Source organism: Croceivirga lutea (genome assembly GCF_014235875.1).
GTDB lineage: Bacteria > Bacteroidota > Bacteroidia > Flavobacteriales > Flavobacteriaceae > Croceivirga > Croceivirga lutea.
Genome location: NZ_JACJUK010000005.1, coordinates 78,636 through 93,979, shown reverse-complemented (window position 1 = coordinate 93,979; position 15,344 = coordinate 78,636). Strand labels below are relative to the sequence as shown.

At 34.9% G+C, this 15,344-nt stretch carries 17 protein-coding genes; 10 read left to right on the top strand and 7 right to left on the bottom strand.

Annotated features, from left to right (window positions below):
- Positions 1-31: 31 nt before the first annotated feature.
- Together H5V42_RS10465 and nadE are read right to left on the bottom strand one after the other, a co-directional pair.
- Positions 32-661, bottom strand: a complete 630-nt coding sequence (locus H5V42_RS10465) for a response regulator (RefSeq protein WP_185783120.1) — start codon at positions 659-661, stop codon at positions 32-34.
- 163 nt (positions 662-824) lie between these two features.
- Positions 825-1,613 carry an NAD(+) synthase gene (nadE, locus tag H5V42_RS10460; RefSeq protein WP_185783119.1) on the bottom strand — a complete coding sequence of 263 codons (789 nt, stop codon included), beginning with the start codon at positions 1,611-1,613 and terminating at the stop codon, positions 825-827.
- A 65-nt stretch (positions 1,614-1,678) separates the two neighbouring features.
- On the opposite strand from nadE, the gene gldB reads away from it, so the two are divergent.
- Positions 1,679-2,653, top strand: a complete 975-nt coding sequence (gldB, locus tag H5V42_RS10455) for a gliding motility lipoprotein GldB (protein ID WP_185783118.1) — start codon at positions 1,679-1,681, stop codon at positions 2,651-2,653.
- The gene (gldC, locus tag H5V42_RS10450; protein WP_185783117.1) at positions 2,653-2,988 is read left to right on the top strand and encodes a gliding motility protein GldC; all 336 of its coding nucleotides are present in this window, start codon (positions 2,653-2,655) and stop codon (positions 2,986-2,988) included. The genes gldB and gldC overlap by 1 nt, the downstream gene beginning before the upstream one ends.
- Here gldC and H5V42_RS10445 read toward each other — a convergent pair.
- Both H5V42_RS10445 and H5V42_RS10440 read right to left on the bottom strand, forming a co-directional pair.
- A complete protein-coding gene (locus H5V42_RS10445) occupies positions 2,978-4,189 on the bottom strand; it encodes a sensor histidine kinase (protein ID WP_185783116.1) in 1,212 nt (403 codons plus the stop codon). The genes gldC and H5V42_RS10445 overlap by 11 nt on opposite strands.
- A 168-nt stretch (positions 4,190-4,357) precedes the next feature.
- Positions 4,358-5,086 carry a pirin family protein gene (locus H5V42_RS10440; RefSeq protein ID WP_185783115.1) on the bottom strand — a complete coding sequence of 243 codons (729 nt, stop codon included), beginning with the start codon at positions 5,084-5,086 and terminating at the stop codon, positions 4,358-4,360.
- A gap of 121 nt (positions 5,087-5,207) precedes the next feature.
- Here H5V42_RS10440 and H5V42_RS10435 point away from each other — a divergent pair, with 121 nt between their 5' ends.
- The gene (locus tag H5V42_RS10435) at positions 5,208-5,729 is read left to right on the top strand and encodes a DUF421 domain-containing protein (RefSeq protein ID WP_185783114.1); all 522 of its coding nucleotides are present in this window, start codon (positions 5,208-5,210) and stop codon (positions 5,727-5,729) included.
- Here H5V42_RS10435 and H5V42_RS10430 read toward each other — a convergent pair.
- From H5V42_RS10430 to H5V42_RS10420, 3 genes are all read right to left on the bottom strand, one after another.
- The gene (locus H5V42_RS10430) at positions 5,726-5,884 is read right to left on the bottom strand and encodes a YqaE/Pmp3 family membrane protein (protein WP_185783113.1); all 159 of its coding nucleotides are present in this window, start codon (positions 5,882-5,884) and stop codon (positions 5,726-5,728) included. The two genes, H5V42_RS10435 and H5V42_RS10430, sit on opposite strands and share 4 nt — an antisense overlap.
- A gap of 93 nt (positions 5,885-5,977) precedes the next feature.
- Positions 5,978-6,580: a ribosome biogenesis GTP-binding protein YihA/YsxC gene (yihA, locus tag H5V42_RS10425; RefSeq protein WP_185783112.1), complete on the bottom strand. Its 603-nt coding sequence runs from the start codon at positions 6,578-6,580 to the stop codon at positions 5,978-5,980.
- Positions 6,581-6,667: 87 nt separating this feature from the next.
- Positions 6,668-7,432, bottom strand: coding sequence for an alpha/beta fold hydrolase (locus tag H5V42_RS10420; RefSeq protein WP_185783111.1), 765 nt, complete (start codon positions 7,430-7,432; stop codon positions 6,668-6,670).
- A gap of 197 nt (positions 7,433-7,629) precedes the next feature.
- Between H5V42_RS10420 and H5V42_RS15350 the strand changes: the two genes are divergently transcribed.
- The 7 genes from H5V42_RS15350 to murD are packed head-to-tail and all read left to right on the top strand — an operon-like array spanning position 7,630 to position 15,341.
- Complete coding sequence (locus tag H5V42_RS15350; RefSeq protein WP_185783110.1) at positions 7,630-8,103, top strand: division/cell wall cluster transcriptional repressor MraZ; 474 nt, start codon at positions 7,630-7,632, stop codon at positions 8,101-8,103.
- Positions 8,078-8,986, top strand: coding sequence for a 16S rRNA (cytosine(1402)-N(4))-methyltransferase RsmH (gene rsmH / locus H5V42_RS10410; RefSeq protein ID WP_185783109.1), 909 nt, complete (start codon positions 8,078-8,080; stop codon positions 8,984-8,986). Before H5V42_RS15350 ends, rsmH begins: the two co-directional genes overlap by 26 nt.
- 1 nt (position 8,987) lies before the next feature.
- Positions 8,988-9,299, top strand: a complete 312-nt coding sequence (locus H5V42_RS10405; protein WP_185783108.1) for an FtsL-like putative cell division protein — start codon at positions 8,988-8,990, stop codon at positions 9,297-9,299.
- Positions 9,300-9,328: 29 nt separating this feature from the next.
- Positions 9,329-11,314: a penicillin-binding protein gene (locus H5V42_RS10400; protein ID WP_313792148.1), complete on the top strand. Its 1,986-nt coding sequence runs from the start codon at positions 9,329-9,331 to the stop codon at positions 11,312-11,314.
- Positions 11,311-12,774, top strand: a complete 1,464-nt coding sequence (locus tag H5V42_RS10395; RefSeq protein WP_185783106.1) for a UDP-N-acetylmuramoyl-L-alanyl-D-glutamate--2,6-diaminopimelate ligase — start codon at positions 11,311-11,313, stop codon at positions 12,772-12,774. The genes H5V42_RS10400 and H5V42_RS10395 overlap by 4 nt, the downstream gene beginning before the upstream one ends.
- A gap of 10 nt (positions 12,775-12,784) precedes the next feature.
- Positions 12,785-14,005 carry a phospho-N-acetylmuramoyl-pentapeptide-transferase gene (gene mraY / locus H5V42_RS10390; protein ID WP_185783105.1) on the top strand — a complete coding sequence of 407 codons (1,221 nt, stop codon included), beginning with the start codon at positions 12,785-12,787 and terminating at the stop codon, positions 14,003-14,005.
- A gap of 1 nt (position 14,006) precedes the next feature.
- Entirely contained in the window at positions 14,007-15,341 is a 1,335-nt protein-coding gene (gene murD / locus H5V42_RS10385) for a UDP-N-acetylmuramoyl-L-alanine--D-glutamate ligase (RefSeq protein WP_185783104.1), read from the top strand.
- The last annotated feature ends 3 nt before the right edge of the window (positions 15,342-15,344 follow it).

Genomic DNA, 15,344 nt, shown 5'->3' with positions numbered 1-15,344 from the left:
GAGGTTTTTTTATAATGTTATGTATAGCTTTTTAATATAGTTCTAAAGCTTTTGCTTGCTGAAGTAAATCCACTAAATTATCTACATTAAGCTTACGCATTAAACGAGCTTTATACGTACTTACCGTTTTCTCATTTAAATTAAGCCCTTCAGCTACTTCTTTATTACGCTTACCGCTCGCCAATAATTTTAGAACTTCTATTTCTCTAGTAGATAATTTTCTAAAGAATCTTCTAGGTTTTTGAGTTCCTTCATCAAAAGCTAAACGTTGCGCTAGTTCGTTTGTAATAAACATATTGCCTTCTGCAACTTTCTTTAATGCAGACATTAAATAATCTAGGTCAGAAGTTTTAGAAAGGTAGCCAAAGGCTCCAGCTCTAATTGTGCTTAAGGCATACACATCTTCAGACTGTCCACTGAACATCAAGACTTTAGTGTTTGGAAAATCTTGCTTAATTTTTCTTAGAGTCGCAATACCATTAATTTCTGGTATATCCATCTCTAACATAACAACGTCTGGGGTAACTTTATTTAACGTCTCAAATAATTCTGTTGTGGTTGAAACGTCAGCAACTACTTCAAATTCTTGTGTTGCATTTAAGACCTGCTTAATACCATACCTTACTATGGGATGGTGGTCAGCAATCAAAATTTTAATCATTAGTTAAGGGTTTATAAACAAATTAGTTAACGGGTGTAGTATAATGCTTACATTATCTGACAGCAATATAGCATTTTCTTTACACAAATTTGTAGTTTTTTTTGTGAAACCCTAGAATTTGTATGGTTTTTCTCGTTTACTTTCGTATAAATGGGTTAAAATGCTACTTTAATTCTGCAGGAATATGACAGATTGGTATCGGAACCATCTTGTGCTGGTTGACAGAATTTAGCCTTTTGTAAATTGTAAATACTTCTCGCTCTCTGTCAGAAAAGTCATCAGCTGTCTTTCCTTTTTCATCCATTTCCATGGCCCATTCAAGTTCAGGGTAAGAGGCGCCAATTTGGTCTTCATCTGTTCTATTATCTCCCCAAAGGCCATCTGTTGGAGCAGCTTCCATAATTTCTTGGATAACCCCTAAGGCACCACCTACTGCGTAGACTTCGGTTTTAACTAAATCCGCTATCGGACTCAAATCTACACCTCCGTCTCCATATTTAGTGTAAAAACCAACACCAAAATCTTCTACTTTATTACCTGTGCCCGCAACCAGATATTTTTTTAGCGCTGCAAAATAGTATAGTGTGGTCATTCGTAATCGTGCACGAGTATTCGCTAAAGACATAAAGCGTTCTTCCTCATTATCTACTGGCGGCAACGTTTCTACAAGGCTATCAAAAACCGGAGTAAGATTTACAGGTTGTCTTTTAACATTTTTAAAATTTGATTGTAGCCAATCAATATGCTTATCTGCTCTAGTTACTTGGTTTTTTCCTTGGTGTATAGGCATTTCTAGAACCAGTAGGTCTAGTCCTGTTTTAGCACAAAGGGTAGAAGTTACTGCCGAATCTATTCCGCCAGAAACACCTACTACAAATCCTTTCATTTTCGCGTTTTCAGCGTAGCCTTTTAGCCATTTAACAATATGTTCTATTACCTTTTCTGTTTGCATGAGATTTAAAATTGTAGCATTAGTTACATTTGCAGTCATTAAAAATAAGGGCTACGAATTAAAAAATGAAGTGTACCAAGTATTACTTTTTAATAATGGCATTGGTAAGTCTTATATGGGCTTGCAATGATGACAATAAAATTGCGACAGAAATTAGTAAAATACCTATTGATTTAACGATAGAACGTTTTGAAAAAAAGTTTGCAGAAGCCAACGTAACTGACCTTTCAAAATTAAAAAACGATTATCCTTATTTGTTTCCTTCGCAGTTTTCTGACAGTTTATGGATAGCTAAAATTGAATCTGATACCTTGCAAAAGGAACTAGAAGAAGAGGTTTTTAAAGCATTTCCTGATTTTGAAAATGAATCTTCAGAATTACAATTGTTTTACAAACACCTAAAATATTACTTTCCAGAGGTAATTGTACCAAAGGTGATAACGGTTATTTCAGAGGTAGATTATAACAATAGAATTATACTGTCAGACTCTTTAATGTTAATTGGCTTAGATAATTATTTGGGTTCTAACCATAAGTTCTATGGGGGTTTTTCTAATTATATAGCCGAAGGCTTACAAGCTGATTATTTGCTTTCTGATGTGGCTAGTGCTTACACTAGAAAATTAATTTCGTACCCTCGAGACCGTTCTTTTCTGTCTAGGATGGTATATTATGGTAAAGAACTTTATTTAAAAGAATTGCTATTACCATCAGAGCCAATACATATAAGGTTCAATTATTCAGAAGAGGATTTCAACTGGGCTATTGCCAATGAAGAACAAATGTGGCGTTTTATTGTAGAGAATGAATTCGTATATAGTACCGATTCTGAATTAGATAGAAGGTTTTTAGACCCCGCACCCTTTTCCAAATTTGGACTAGAACTTGATAGTGAATCTCCCGGTAGGCTGGGCCGATTTATAGGCTATCAAATAATAAAAGCATATATGGAAAAACATAGCGACACCAAGTTGAAAAACTTATTGGCTATGCCAGCAGATAGAATTTTAAAAGAATCAAATTATAAACCAAAACGATAATGGCGGTTAAACATACTTCTGAAATTAAGTTGAAAGTAGGATTAGATGAGAATAGAGTACCGGAAGAATTGTCTTGGTCTGCACAAGATGGTGGTATTAATGATGAAACGGCAAAGGCAATGTTATTATCTGTTTGGGATAGCGCCAATAAAGAATCATTGAAAATAGATTTATGGACTAAGGATATGCCTTTAGATGAAATGAAAATATTTTTTCATCAAACATTAGTATCGTTAAGTGACACATTTATGAGAGCAACCCAAGACGAAAAAATGACGGCTACCATGAAAGATTTTTGCGAATATTTTGCTGAAAAGCTAGAGCTTAAAAAGTAGTAGGTTTTTCTATAGGAACGGTAATTGTAACTTTTAATCCTCCCAAATAGTCACTTTTTGTTAACCTTATTGTTCCTTCAAATTGTGTAATTAGGTTTTTGATAATTGCTAAGCCCATTCCACAATTGTGTTTACCAATTTTTTCTAAAGAAGTAAATAGTTCAAATACCTTATTATGATATTTTGGTTCTATACCAGGTCCATCATCCTCATAAATTAGGTGATGTTTTTCTTCATTTGTAGAATACTCTACCCTAATTTTTGAATTAGCACCCGCGTGCAGTCTAGTATTAGTCAGCAAATGTTTTAGAGTCAGTTCTAACCCTTTTTTATAATGGTAAATATCATGGTTTAAATTAACAGTTTCTAGCTCTAAACCTTCAATTTTTTCTTGATTGGTATCTAAAAATTGAACAAATTGTTTTTCTAAATTAAAATGCTCTAAGATAAAATTAGACATGCTAACTTCATGGTATTCTTGCATGCCTCTTGTTAAAGCATCCATATAACTAAAGTTATCTTGCATGTAGTCAATTAGACTTTTTCCGTGTTCGTCAAACTTTTCACCATAGTCTTCTTTAAACCATTGTAAAATTGAATGATTACCTCTGATTGGTGTTCGTAACTCGTGGGCAAAGCTATGACTGTAATCGTTTAACTGGTTTACTAGTTTTTCAATCTTATTGTTCTTTGTATCCAATTGAACAATTAATCGTCTATTTTCTAACAATTGAACTACTTGTACACTCAATGCCTGTAGCGCTTCTATTTGTGTTTGATTTAACTTCCTAGGTTTATGGTCAATAACACACAAAGTTCCCATTGGGTTGCCAGAAGTAGTTACTAAAGGCATACCAGCATAAAAAATTACGTGTGGGTCTTCAACGGTTAACGGATTGTCTTTGAATCTAAAATCGCTACGAGCATCTGAGACTTCTAGGAGTTGGTTTGGCTCATTTATAGCATGGGCACAAAATGCTAACTCTCGAGGTGTTTCTGTTGCATCAATACCAACTTTTGACTTAAACCATTGCCTTTTTTCATCAATAAGTGATATTAATGAAATAGGTGTATTACAAATAATGGAGGCCAATTTAGTTATACTATCATATTCTTTTTCTGAAAGTGTATCTAAAATATTGTAGCTATCTAACTCATTAAGCCTTTCTATTTCATTTACCGGTATTTCTGGTTTTACCATAGCCTTGAAACATTTTAAATAAGTAGTAAGAAAAATACTACTTAAGTAAACAACGTCAAGGTGTTAAACTTATTTTAGAAGTATCAAAATAGCATACAAGACGTTTGTTAACCCTCTAACAGGGTTGTTCTATTTATTAGTATTAAACTGGTTAAGTTGTTCTTGTTTTTATCTTCCTATTCGGGGTAACGCCATGGGTATTTCCATCAATAAAACCTTACTTTCAGAATTTGATGTAAGCTTTAGCTTATTTGTTTCCCAAATACCTAAACCATCTCTTTTATCTAAATTAAAACCATTTAGTTCAACATTACCTTCTATAACAAAGGCATAAACACCGTTGCCTTCTTTCTTAAGGGTATACTCTGATGAAATACCTTGATTAAATTGGCCTAAATGAAACCATGCTTCTTGGTGGACCCAAACTCCTTGGTCGTTGGGGTTAGGTGAAAGTATTTGATAGAATTCATTTTGTTTGGCTATATCACGTATAGCTATTTGATCATAGCGTGGCACAACATTTCTTTGATTAGGAAACATCCAAATTTGTAAAAACTTTACAGGCTTATCTAAGTTCTTATTGTATTCACTATGATATATACCGGTACCAGCACTCATTACTTGTACATCACCCTCTTTAATAATGGTGGTGTTTCCCATGCTGTCTTTATGTTCTAAATCGCCCTCTAATGGTATAGATACAATTTCCATATTGTCATGAGGATGAGACCCAAAACCTTTGGATTCTGATACTTCATCATCATTTAAGACGCGTAAAACACCAAAATGATTACGTTCTGGGTTATGATACCCGCCAAAACTAAAGGTGTGATAACTTTTTAACCACCCGTGATTAGCGTAGCCTCGCGTAGTAGCTTTATGTAGTGTTGTTTTCATATAATTTTTAGCTAAAAAAGAAATTGAGCATTACCTACCACTAAAGTAAAAGAAACAATATTTAATTGTTTAAAAGTAATCTTAAAGCTTTAGTACGCTTACATTCACTAAAAATATAATTATGAGTGAATGGTTTTTAGCCTCCCCAAAAGAGTTGTTGGCAATTGCGTTAACCAGTATAGGTATATACATTAGTTTAATACTAATAACTAGAATTTCTGGTAAACGTAGTTTTTCTAAGATGTCTAGCTTTGATTTTGCAATTACAGTAGCAATAGGGTCAATATTAGCTACTGCAATATTGTCTAAATCGGTAAGCTTAATACAAGGTGTGGTTGGATTGGTTGTAGTCTACGCAATTCAAATGACCGTAGCATATTTAAGAAGGTTCGCTATCATAGCACAAATAGTGGATAATAAACCGTTACTTCTAATGAAAAAAGAAACTATTTTGCATGAAAATTTAAAAAAAGCAAAAATTACAGAATCTGATTTAAAAGCAAAGTTGAGAGAGGCTAACGTAACACAATTAGCACAGGTTAAAGCTGTAGTTTTTGAATCTACCGGAGATATTTCTGTGCTGCATGCTCAAGATAAGTCTTTGAAATTGGAAGATTATCTCTTAGATGGAGTTCAAGTTTAAACTTTGCTATTTACATAAAAGCCATGAATAACGCCTGGTAACCAACCTAAAAGGGTGAGGAGTAAATTAATCCAGAAGTTGGCATTTAAACCGTGTTTTAAAAATACGGCAAGTGGGGGTAAAATCAGTGTGAGTATTATAGAAACTATTGACATGTTTTTTATTTTTATTGCAAGTTCTAAAAAACTGAATGCCCATATTAATTCATTTCAGCCTAAGATTGATTGAAATACAATTTATAGAAAATTTTATTTTAAACTAGCATTTATTTCTTCAATATAGTTTAGCAAACTATCTCTACCAATATATTTAGAAGATGACGTAATAAAGTAGGGAGGCGCTTCTTCCCAAACGCCTTCTAAGAGTTTGTTTACGTAGTTTGTTACTTGGGGTTCAATTTCGGTTTCTTTGAGTTTATCTGCCTTTGTGAAAACAATTGCAAACGGTATACTATTTGTACCGAGCCACTCCATAAATTCAAGGTCTATTGGCTGTGGGTTATGTCTTATGTCTACTAATACAAAAGCACTTACCAATTGTGTTCTTTTTAAAAAGTATTGCGTAATATACTTTTGAAATGTTTTCTTCTCTTTTTTAGAAACGCGTGCATAACCATAGCCTGGTAAATCAACCAGAAACCATTGATTATTTATTTTAAAGTGATTTATTAGTTGTGTCTTTCCAGGTCTGCCAGAAGTCTTTGCTAAATTTTTGTTGTCTACCAACATATTAATCAAAGATGATTTACCCACATTAGATCTTCCAATAAAAGCATATTCTGGAATAGGATCCTTAGGGCACTTAGCAACTTCTGTGTTGCTCATTACAAATTCAGCAGAAGAAATTTTCATAAGTATAATTCTACTTTAGAATAGTTGACGTTGATATGCTTTTAAAAATAAGCGATTACTTAAAAGAAGTAAATTTTTAAGATAAAATTAAAAACCTCTTTTTTCTAACCAAGAATCTAATATTTCGTTGAATTCATTTGGATGTTCCATCATTGGAGCATGCCCACATTTATCAATCCAAAATAAATCAGCGTCTGGTAACAATTCATGAAATTCTTCGGCAACGTTAGGCGGCGTAACATTATCTTGTTTTCCCCAAATAATACAGGTGGGTGTATCCATTTTTGGTAAATCTTTGGCCATATTGTGTCTAATTGCACTTTTAGCTATAGCAAGAGTTTTTACCAATTTCATACGATCATTAACCGTAGCAAATACTTCATCAACAATTTCTTTGGTTGCCACTTTTGGGTCGTAGAACACATCTTCAGCCTTCTTTTTTATAAACTCATAGTCACCTCGTTTAGGGTAACCGTCACCCATCGCACTTTCATACAAACCTGAACTACCCGTGATAACCAAAGCCTTAACTTTTTCTGGAAACATTTTGGTATGTAATAAACCAATATGGCCACCTAAAGAATTTCCTAAAAGAATAACTTCTTCTAACTTTTTATGCTCAATAAATTCCTCTAAAAACTTAGCAAAATTCTTAACCGTTGTTTTCAACATCGGCATGTCATAAATAGGTAGCTCTGGTACTAGTACCCGATAGCCTTTTGGCGGAAAGTGCTGGGTTACCCCTTCAAAATTACTTAAACCACCCATAAGACCATGAAGTATAATCATGGGTTTTCCTTCACCTACCTCTAAGTAACGGTATTTACCATCTTTAGTTATTTGGCCTTCCATCCAGTTCGGTTAAAATCGAGCGCAAATATAGGCAATTCGCAATGGAATCAACACCAGGTATTTACGAGTAATCCAAATTCAAAAGTGGATTTTTGTGTCAAAATAAGTGGAAAATTTATTAACAAAGTGGTAGAAAGTGGAAAATTCTGCAAAATATTTCTCATATTTGAACTGTAATTGCAATTATCAGAGTTAGAGTGACTTCAATCGTTGGACAATATGAATGTAAAGCCGATGCTAAAGGGCGTATAACCCTCCCGGCATCTCTTAAGAACAAACTCATGCCCTTTATGGGTAATGATTTTGTGATTAAACGTTCATTAGATACAGACTGTTTGGAGCTTTACCCTCAAGAGAAGTTTGATGAAATGATGAAGATGGTAATGTCTCATCCTAATAAAGGAAAAGACTTTAGAATTTGGTTGCGAAAATTTACAGCTGGCTTAAAAGATGATGTTGCCATAGATAAAGAATCTGGGCGTATGCAGATACCAAAAAACCTTTTTGACCACATTGGCTTAGGTAAAGAGGTGGTGTTAAATGCGGCGCATACCATGATTGAAATTTGGGATAAATCCAAATACGAAGAAATGCTCGGCTCTATGAGTGATGAGCGTTATGATGAAATTTCTGAAGAAATTTTTAATGGAGGAGGACAAATTTTACCATGACCCGGTTCTGTTAAAAGAAACGGTAGATGGTCTTAATATAATTGAAGGCGGAGTATATGTTGATGTCACCTTTGGTGGTGGAGGGCATTCAAGAGAAATATTAAATAGGCTAGGGCCAAATGGCAAATTGTTTGCCTTTGATCAAGATGAGGATGCTCTAGCTAATGCAATTGAAGACGAGCGATTTCAATTGATAAACGAAAACTTTAGATACCTCAAGCGCTATTTAAAGTTCTATGGCATTACTGAAGTAGATGGAATTTTAGCTGACTTTGGAGTGTCTTCACATCAATTTGATGAAGCGGAAAGAGGCTTTTCAATTCGTTTTGATGCTGAGTTAGATATGCGTATGGATAGAAGGGCTCAAACAAGTGCGCTAGATGTTGTTAATACCTATGCTCAAGCAGATTTAGAACGGGTGTTAAAAGAATATGGAGAATTGCGCTCTGCGCGTGCAATGGCAAGTGAGTTGGTTAAGGCACGTCAAAATAACCCAATCAAGACTACAGAAGATTTAAAAATTGCTTTAAAAAGATTTCTTCCTAAAAACAGAGAGAATAAAATATTAGCACAACTTTTTCAGGCAATTAGAATTGAGGTTAATGAAGAGGTTGAAGTTTTAAAAGCGTTTTTAGAACAGTCCCCATCGCTTCTTAAACAAGGTGGAAGGTTAAGTGTGATTAGTTATCACTCTTTAGAAGATAGACTAGTAAAAAGGTTCATACGTGAAGGAAAATTTGATGGTGTTGCTGAAAAAGATTTTTACGGAAATATAGACGTACCCTTTAAAAAAGTTGGTGGGCTAATTGTTCCTTCTGCCGAGGAAATTAAACGAAATAATAGAGCACGTAGTGCAAAATTGAGAATCGCTGAAAAGCTTTAAAATGAAAAAAGGACTCTTAGACATATTAAAAGCAAAATTCCTAGTCAGTGGAGATGCGCCTAAAAATTGGCGTTTTATCCTTTTTGCTTCGCTTTTAGCTGTTATGATGATTTCTAGTAGTCATCAAGCGGACCAAAAAGTGCATAAGATTGAAAAACTGAAAAAAGAAATCAACGGATTGCGAAGTTCATTTTTTGCAAACAGAAGGTCTGTTCAGCAATTAAAAATGGAGTCAAGTTTAACTCAAAAAGTGGTTGACAGAGGTTTAAAAGCTTCTAATGTGCCGCCACATAAAATTATAGTTAAAAAATAAATAGTATGCCAATTACCGAAAAAAATATAATGAGCCGTTTGTACCTAGTTGCTGGGTTGCTCATTCTATTAATGGGTATGGTAGTGTTTAGACTAATTAGCATTGCTGCAGTTGAGGGCGGTGAATTAAAGTTGCTGGCACTTCAAAAGACCGAAAGGGTAAATAGTATTCCGTCTATAAGAGGAAATATTTTCTCTGATGATGGTAGTTTATTGGCTTCATCAATTCCTAAGTATTCAGTTCATTTTGACCCTATTACACCTTCTGCTAATGTCTGGGAAAAAGAGTTAACAGGTTTATGTGATTCTTTAGGGGTAATGTTTAAAAAACCAGCATCTTTCTACAAGCAAAAGTTCAGAAAGGCCAGAAATGCAGGAAAACGTTATGTATTGATTGCTAAAAATCTAGATTATCCTGACTATGCTCGTTTAAAGACTTTTCCAATGTTTAAGAGGTCTCAAGTTACGGGCGGAATGATTTCTGATTACAAAGTGGTTAGAGAATATCCTTTAGGTGAGATTGCTTGGCGTAGTATAGGCTATGAAAAATTAACCGAAAATGGCGATAGTATTCGTGTTGGGTTAGATGGTGCTTTTGGTAAAGACTTTTTAAGCGGCGTAGTTGGTCAACGATGGGAGCGTAAATCAGGCGGGGGTAACGTTTGGAAACCGGTAAGCGTAAACAATATTATTGAGCCAAAAGATGGGATGGATATTGTTTCAACTATCAATACCAATATACAAGATATAGCGCATTTTGAATTAAAAAAACAATTAGAGGCTTATAACGCAGACCATGGTTGTGTTGTGGTTATGGAGGTGGAAACAGGTGCTGTTAAAGCCATTGCAAATTTAGGTAGAAATGCAAAAGGTAATTATGTAGAGCTTCGAAATTATGCGGTTTGGGAGTCTCATGAGCCAGGTTCTACCTTTAAAATGGCATCGCTACTTTCTGCTCTTGAAGATGAACTGGTAGATACTACCACTGTTTTTGATACGCACAAGGGTAGATGGAAGGTTTACAATAAGCGTGTTAAAGACTCGCGTTGGGGAGGTTACGGAGAAATTTCTGTAGCAGAAGGCTTTACGGTTTCTTCTAATACTGTTTTTGCGCAAATAATTCATGAAAATTATAAGGAAAATCCACAGAAGTTTGTCAATCATTTAATGCGTTGGGGACTACATGAAAAATTAGACCTACCAATAGTTGGTGAGGGTAAACCTGTGATAAGACAGCCTGGAGAAAAAGGCTGGTCTGGACTTTCTCTAGCGTGGATGTCTCATGGTTATGAAGTTGCGTTAACACCACTGCAAACCTTAACTTTTTACAATGCCATTGCAAATGATGGTGAAATGGTTAAACCTCGTTTTATTGAAACTGCTAGAGTAGGTAATAAGGTTGAAAAGCAATTTGAAAAAGAAGTCTTGTTAGATAGAATTGCCTCAAAAGAGAATATTGGGGTAGCTCAAGATTTATTAAAATATGTTATCACAAAAAAGAACGGTACTGGCCATGCGCTGTACGACCCCAATTTTTCAATGGCTGGTAAAACAGGTACATGTTGGAAGAATTATTGGGCAAATGCAGAAGAGCGTGATTATATTTCATCTTTTGTAGGATATTTTCCGGCAGAAAACCCACAGTATTCCTGCATTGTTGTAATTCATGAGCCTAACCAAGAAAAAGGTAAATATGGTGCAGAGGTTGCCGGACCCGTTTTTAAATCAATGGCTCAAAAAATATATCGCTCGTCGCCCACTGTGGATGAGGTTCAAGTTGCGCATCAGAAAGATGAAAAGTTAGACCATACCTACGAATCCTACTTTGTTCAAATGCGTAAAAACCATAGCACTGTACCTAATTTAAAAGGTATGAGTGGAATGGATGCAGTCTCAATTCTTGAAAATCTTGGTCTTAAAGTAGAGGTAAGAGGTAACGGCAAAGTGGTAGAGCAATCAGTGAATTCTGGAACTGCTTTAAAAGATGTAGATAAAATAGTATTAAAACTTTCATGAAGTCATTAAAAGACATATTGTTTGGGGTTAGCCTTTCTGTAGTGAATGGTGATACCAATATTATGGTGAACGAGATTCAATTTGATTCTCGTAAAGTGGCTTTTGATGATGTTTTTGTAGCTGTAAAAGGATTATTGACAGATGGTCACAACTATATTCAACAGGCTTTAAATGCTGGTGCAAATACAGTTATTTGTGAAAACTTGCCAGAAATTTTAGTGAATGGTGTCACCTATGTTAAAGTCGAAGATAGCGCTGCTGCTCTAGCTATAATGGCTAGTAATTTTTATAATACACCTTCTAAAAACCTAAAATTAGTTGGAGTAACGGGTACTAATGGCAAAACAACAGTTTCTACTTTACTCTACAATTTATTTAAAAAAGCAGGGTACAAGGTTGGATTAATTTCTACCATTAAGATTTTGGTAGATGATAAAGCATATCCCACAACACATACCACTCCAGATTCTTTAACCATAAATAAGTATTTGGGTTTGATGAATGAAGAGGGCGTTGAGTTTTGCTTTATGGAGGTAAGCTCTCATGGCATTCATCAAAAACGTACTAAAGGATTGTTTTTTGAAGGTGCTGTTTTTACCAATTTAACTCATGACCATTTAGATTATCATAAAACTTTTGCTGAGTATAGAGATACTAAAAAAGTATTGTTTGATGATTTGCCTAAATCATCCTTCGCATTAACCAATTTAGATGATAAGAATGGGATGGTGATGCTGCAAAATACTAGAGCTAAAAAGAATACCTACGCTCTAAAATCTTTCGCAGATTTTAGAGCCCAAATTTTAGAGCATCAATTAGATGGGCAATTGCTTAAGATTGATGATAGTGAAATTTGGTCAAAACTTATAGGAGATTTCAACGCTTATAATGTTTTGGCAATCTATGCTACAGCCATATTATTAGGTCTAGAAAAAATTGAAATTCTGCAATTGATAAGTCAGTTAGAAACCGTAACTGGCAGATTTCAGCATTTTACTTCAGAAAGTAAAATAACGGCAATAGTTGACTATGCCCATACGCCGGATGCATTAAAAAACGTGTTAAGTACAATTAACTCGTTGAGGACTGGAAATGAAAACGTCATCACCGTAGTGGGGTGTGGTGGTGATAGAGACAAGTCTAAGCGTCCGGTTATGGGTCATATAGCTTCAGAAATGAGTAACCAAGCCATTTTTACTTCTGACAACCCTCGCAGTGAATCCCCCTCTGCAATAATTGAAGAGATGGAAGCTGGCGTAGAACCCCAAAATGTAAAAAAGGTGATTGCCATTGAAAATAGAAAGCAAGCTATACGCACAGCTTGCAAACTGGCACTAGCTCATGATATTATTCTTGTGGCAGGTAAAGGCCATGAAACTTATCAAGAATCTAACGGAGTAAGAACAGAATTCGACGACTTTAACGAAGTTAAATCAGCACTAAAAGAACTGGAAAAATAACCAACCAACCATGCTATATCATTTGTTTGAATACTTAGAGGAAGTTTACCAATTACCGGGGGCATCGCTTTTTAGGTTTTTAACTTTTAGAGCAGGTATGGCTGTGATTTTATCATTGCTTATTGCAATGGTTTATGGTAAAAGAATCATTTTATTCCTTCAGAAAAAGCAGATAGGTGAGACCGTTAGAGACTTAGGCTTAGAAGGGCAAAAGCAAAAAGCGGGAACCCCAACCATGGGTGGTATCATCATAATAATGTCAACCTTAATTCCTGTTTTACTGTTTGGGAACTTAACTAATATCTATGTTATTCTCTTAATCATAACTACGGTTTGGATGGGAACCATTGGTTTTATAGATGATTACATTAAAATTTTTAAAAAAGACAAGCAGGGGTTAAAAGGTAAGTTTAAAGTAATGGGTCAGGTTGTTCTTGGCTTAATCGTGGGTACCGTACTCTATTTTCATCCACAGGTAACTATCAAAGAAAAAGATGCTACAACCATAACCCAAGAATTTAAAGTTGAAAAAGTATTTGGTGAAGAAGTTAAGGCAGTACGAACCAATATGCCATTTTTTAAGGATAATGAGCTTGATTATGCTGACTTTATTTCTTGGATGGGTGAAGGTTTAGAATCCTATGCATGGCTAATCTTTATACCGGTGGTGATTCTTATTGTAACAGCAGTATCTAATGGTGCTAATCTTACTGATGGTATAGATGGTTTGGCGGCGGGTTCATCAGCAATTATAGCAGTAACCTTAGCCATATTTGCCTGGGTTTCGGGTAATATTCAGTTTTCATCGTACCTCGATATTTTTTACATACCAAGAGTTGGTGAGTTGGTAATTTTTATAGGTGCATTTATTGGAGCTCTTATAGGATTTTTGTGGTATAACACCTTTCCTGCTCAAGTGTTTATGGGTGATACAGGTAGTTTAACAATAGGTGGAATAATTGCCGTAATAGCAATTATTGTTAGAAAAGAATTACTAATACCTGTGCTTTGCGGAATCTTCTTCGCAGAGAGCTTATCGGTTATGCTTCAGGTAGGGTATTTCAAACATACCAAGAAAAAATACGGTGAGGGTAAACGCATTTTTTTAATGGCTCCTTTACATCATCATTATCAGAAAAAATTATATCACGAAAGTAAAATCGTAACCCGATTTTGGATTATAGGAATCTTATTGGCAATTGTAAGCATTGTTACGCTTAAAATACGATAGGATGAAAAAACTGGTGGTTCTTGGTGCAGGAGAGAGTGGAGTAGGTACAGCCATTTTAGGATTAAAAAAAGGATATGAAGTTTTTGTCTCTGATAAAGGCAAAATTCAAAAAGAATATAAAAACGTTCTTGAACATTTTGAAATTGAATGGGAAGAAAACCAACATACGGTAGCTAAAATTTTAGATGCTGATGTAGTAATGAAGAGTCCTGGTATACCAGACAAAGTTCCATTGGTAAAACAACTGAAGGAAAACAATATTAAAGTTATCTCAGAGATTGAGTTTGCTTCAAAATTTACAGATGCCACTATAATAGGAATAACTGGTAGCAACGGTAAAACAACTACAACAATGTTAACCAATCATTTGTTGCAGTCAGAAGAGCTTAATGTAGGTATGGCAGGTAATATAGGTGACAGCTATGCTAGAATGGTGGCTGAAAATGAGTTGTCTCACTACGTGTTAGAAATCAGCAGCTTTCAGTTAGATGGGATAAAAGATTTTAAACCAAAAGTTGCGGTGCTAACAAACATTACACCGGATCATTTAGATCGTTACGAGTATAAGTTTGAAAACTACATCGCTTCTAAGTTCAGAATCGCACTTAATCAAGATGAGAATGATTACCTGATTTATGATGCTGATGATGAAGTGATAACAAGTTGGTTAGCTAGACATCCTATTCAATCAAAATTAGTTCCGTTTTCATTGACTAAAAAACAAGAATACGGAGCTTGGTTAGAGAACCAAACAATTAAAATAAAACTACAACCTAAAACCTTTGAAATGAGTACAGATATTTTGCCTTTAGAAGGGCAGCACAATGTAAAGAATGCTATGGCTGCTAGTATGGCAGCGATGTTAGTGAGAGTAAGAAAAGAGACAATTCGTCAGAGTATCCAGTCTTTTCAAGGGGCGCCACACCGTTTAGAAAAAGTGTTGCGAATTAACCATGTGCAGTACATAAACGATTCAAAAGCTACCAATGTTAATGCCACCTATTTTGCTTTAGATGGTATGCAAAAGCCAATTGTTTGGATTGTAGGTGGGGTTGATAAGGGTAATGATTATACCTCATTAATGCCAATGGTTAGAGAAAAGGTTAAAGCAATCATATGTTTGGGTGTAGATAATACAAAACTGAAAGAAACTTTTGGAAATGTAATTGACTTTATTGTGGAAGCCTCTTCTATGAATGAAGCTGTTGGTATGGCATATAAAATCTCTGAACGAGGAGATACTGTTTTATTATCTCCGGCTTGTGCAAGTTTCGATTTATTTGAAAACTACGAGGATAGAGGAAATCAATTTAAAGCTGCAATTAGAAAATTATAAATA

What these genes read in the sequence shown, in the direction of transcription:
- gldB (WP_185783118.1), top strand. Translation starts at nt 1,679, where the DNA reads ATGAAGTGTACCAAGTATTACTTTTTAATAATGGCATTGGTAAGTCTT.
- rsmH (WP_185783109.1), top strand. Translation starts at nt 8,078, where the DNA reads ATGGAGGAGGACAAATTTTACCATGACCCGGTTCTGTTAAAAGAAACG.
- H5V42_RS10420 (WP_185783111.1), bottom strand. Translation starts at nt 7,432, where the DNA reads ATGGAAGGCCAAATAACTAAAGATGGTAAATACCGTTACTTAGAGGTA.
- H5V42_RS10405 (WP_185783108.1), top strand. Translation starts at nt 8,988, where the DNA reads ATGAAAAAAGGACTCTTAGACATATTAAAAGCAAAATTCCTAGTCAGT.
- H5V42_RS10465 (WP_185783120.1), bottom strand. Translation starts at nt 661, where the DNA reads ATGATTAAAATTTTGATTGCTGACCACCATCCCATAGTAAGGTATGGT.
- H5V42_RS10440 (WP_185783115.1), bottom strand. Translation starts at nt 5,086, where the DNA reads ATGAAAACAACACTACATAAAGCTACTACGCGAGGCTACGCTAATCAC.
- H5V42_RS10400 (WP_313792148.1), top strand. Translation starts at nt 9,329, where the DNA reads ATGAGCCGTTTGTACCTAGTTGCTGGGTTGCTCATTCTATTAATGGGT.
- nadE (WP_185783119.1), bottom strand. Translation starts at nt 1,613, where the DNA reads ATGCAAACAGAAAAGGTAATAGAACATATTGTTAAATGGCTAAAAGGC.
- H5V42_RS10435 (WP_185783114.1), top strand. Translation starts at nt 5,208, where the DNA reads ATGAGTGAATGGTTTTTAGCCTCCCCAAAAGAGTTGTTGGCAATTGCG.
- H5V42_RS10430 (WP_185783113.1), bottom strand. Translation starts at nt 5,884, where the DNA reads ATGTCAATAGTTTCTATAATACTCACACTGATTTTACCCCCACTTGCC.
- yihA (WP_185783112.1), bottom strand. Translation starts at nt 6,580, where the DNA reads ATGAAAATTTCTTCTGCTGAATTTGTAATGAGCAACACAGAAGTTGCT.
- gldC (WP_185783117.1), top strand. Translation starts at nt 2,653, where the DNA reads ATGGCGGTTAAACATACTTCTGAAATTAAGTTGAAAGTAGGATTAGAT.
- murD (WP_185783104.1), top strand. Translation starts at nt 14,007, where the DNA reads ATGAAAAAACTGGTGGTTCTTGGTGCAGGAGAGAGTGGAGTAGGTACA.
- H5V42_RS10445 (WP_185783116.1), bottom strand. Translation starts at nt 4,189, where the DNA reads ATGGTAAAACCAGAAATACCGGTAAATGAAATAGAAAGGCTTAATGAG.
- H5V42_RS10395 (WP_185783106.1), top strand. Translation starts at nt 11,311, where the DNA reads ATGAAGTCATTAAAAGACATATTGTTTGGGGTTAGCCTTTCTGTAGTG.
- mraY (WP_185783105.1), top strand. Translation starts at nt 12,785, where the DNA reads ATGCTATATCATTTGTTTGAATACTTAGAGGAAGTTTACCAATTACCG.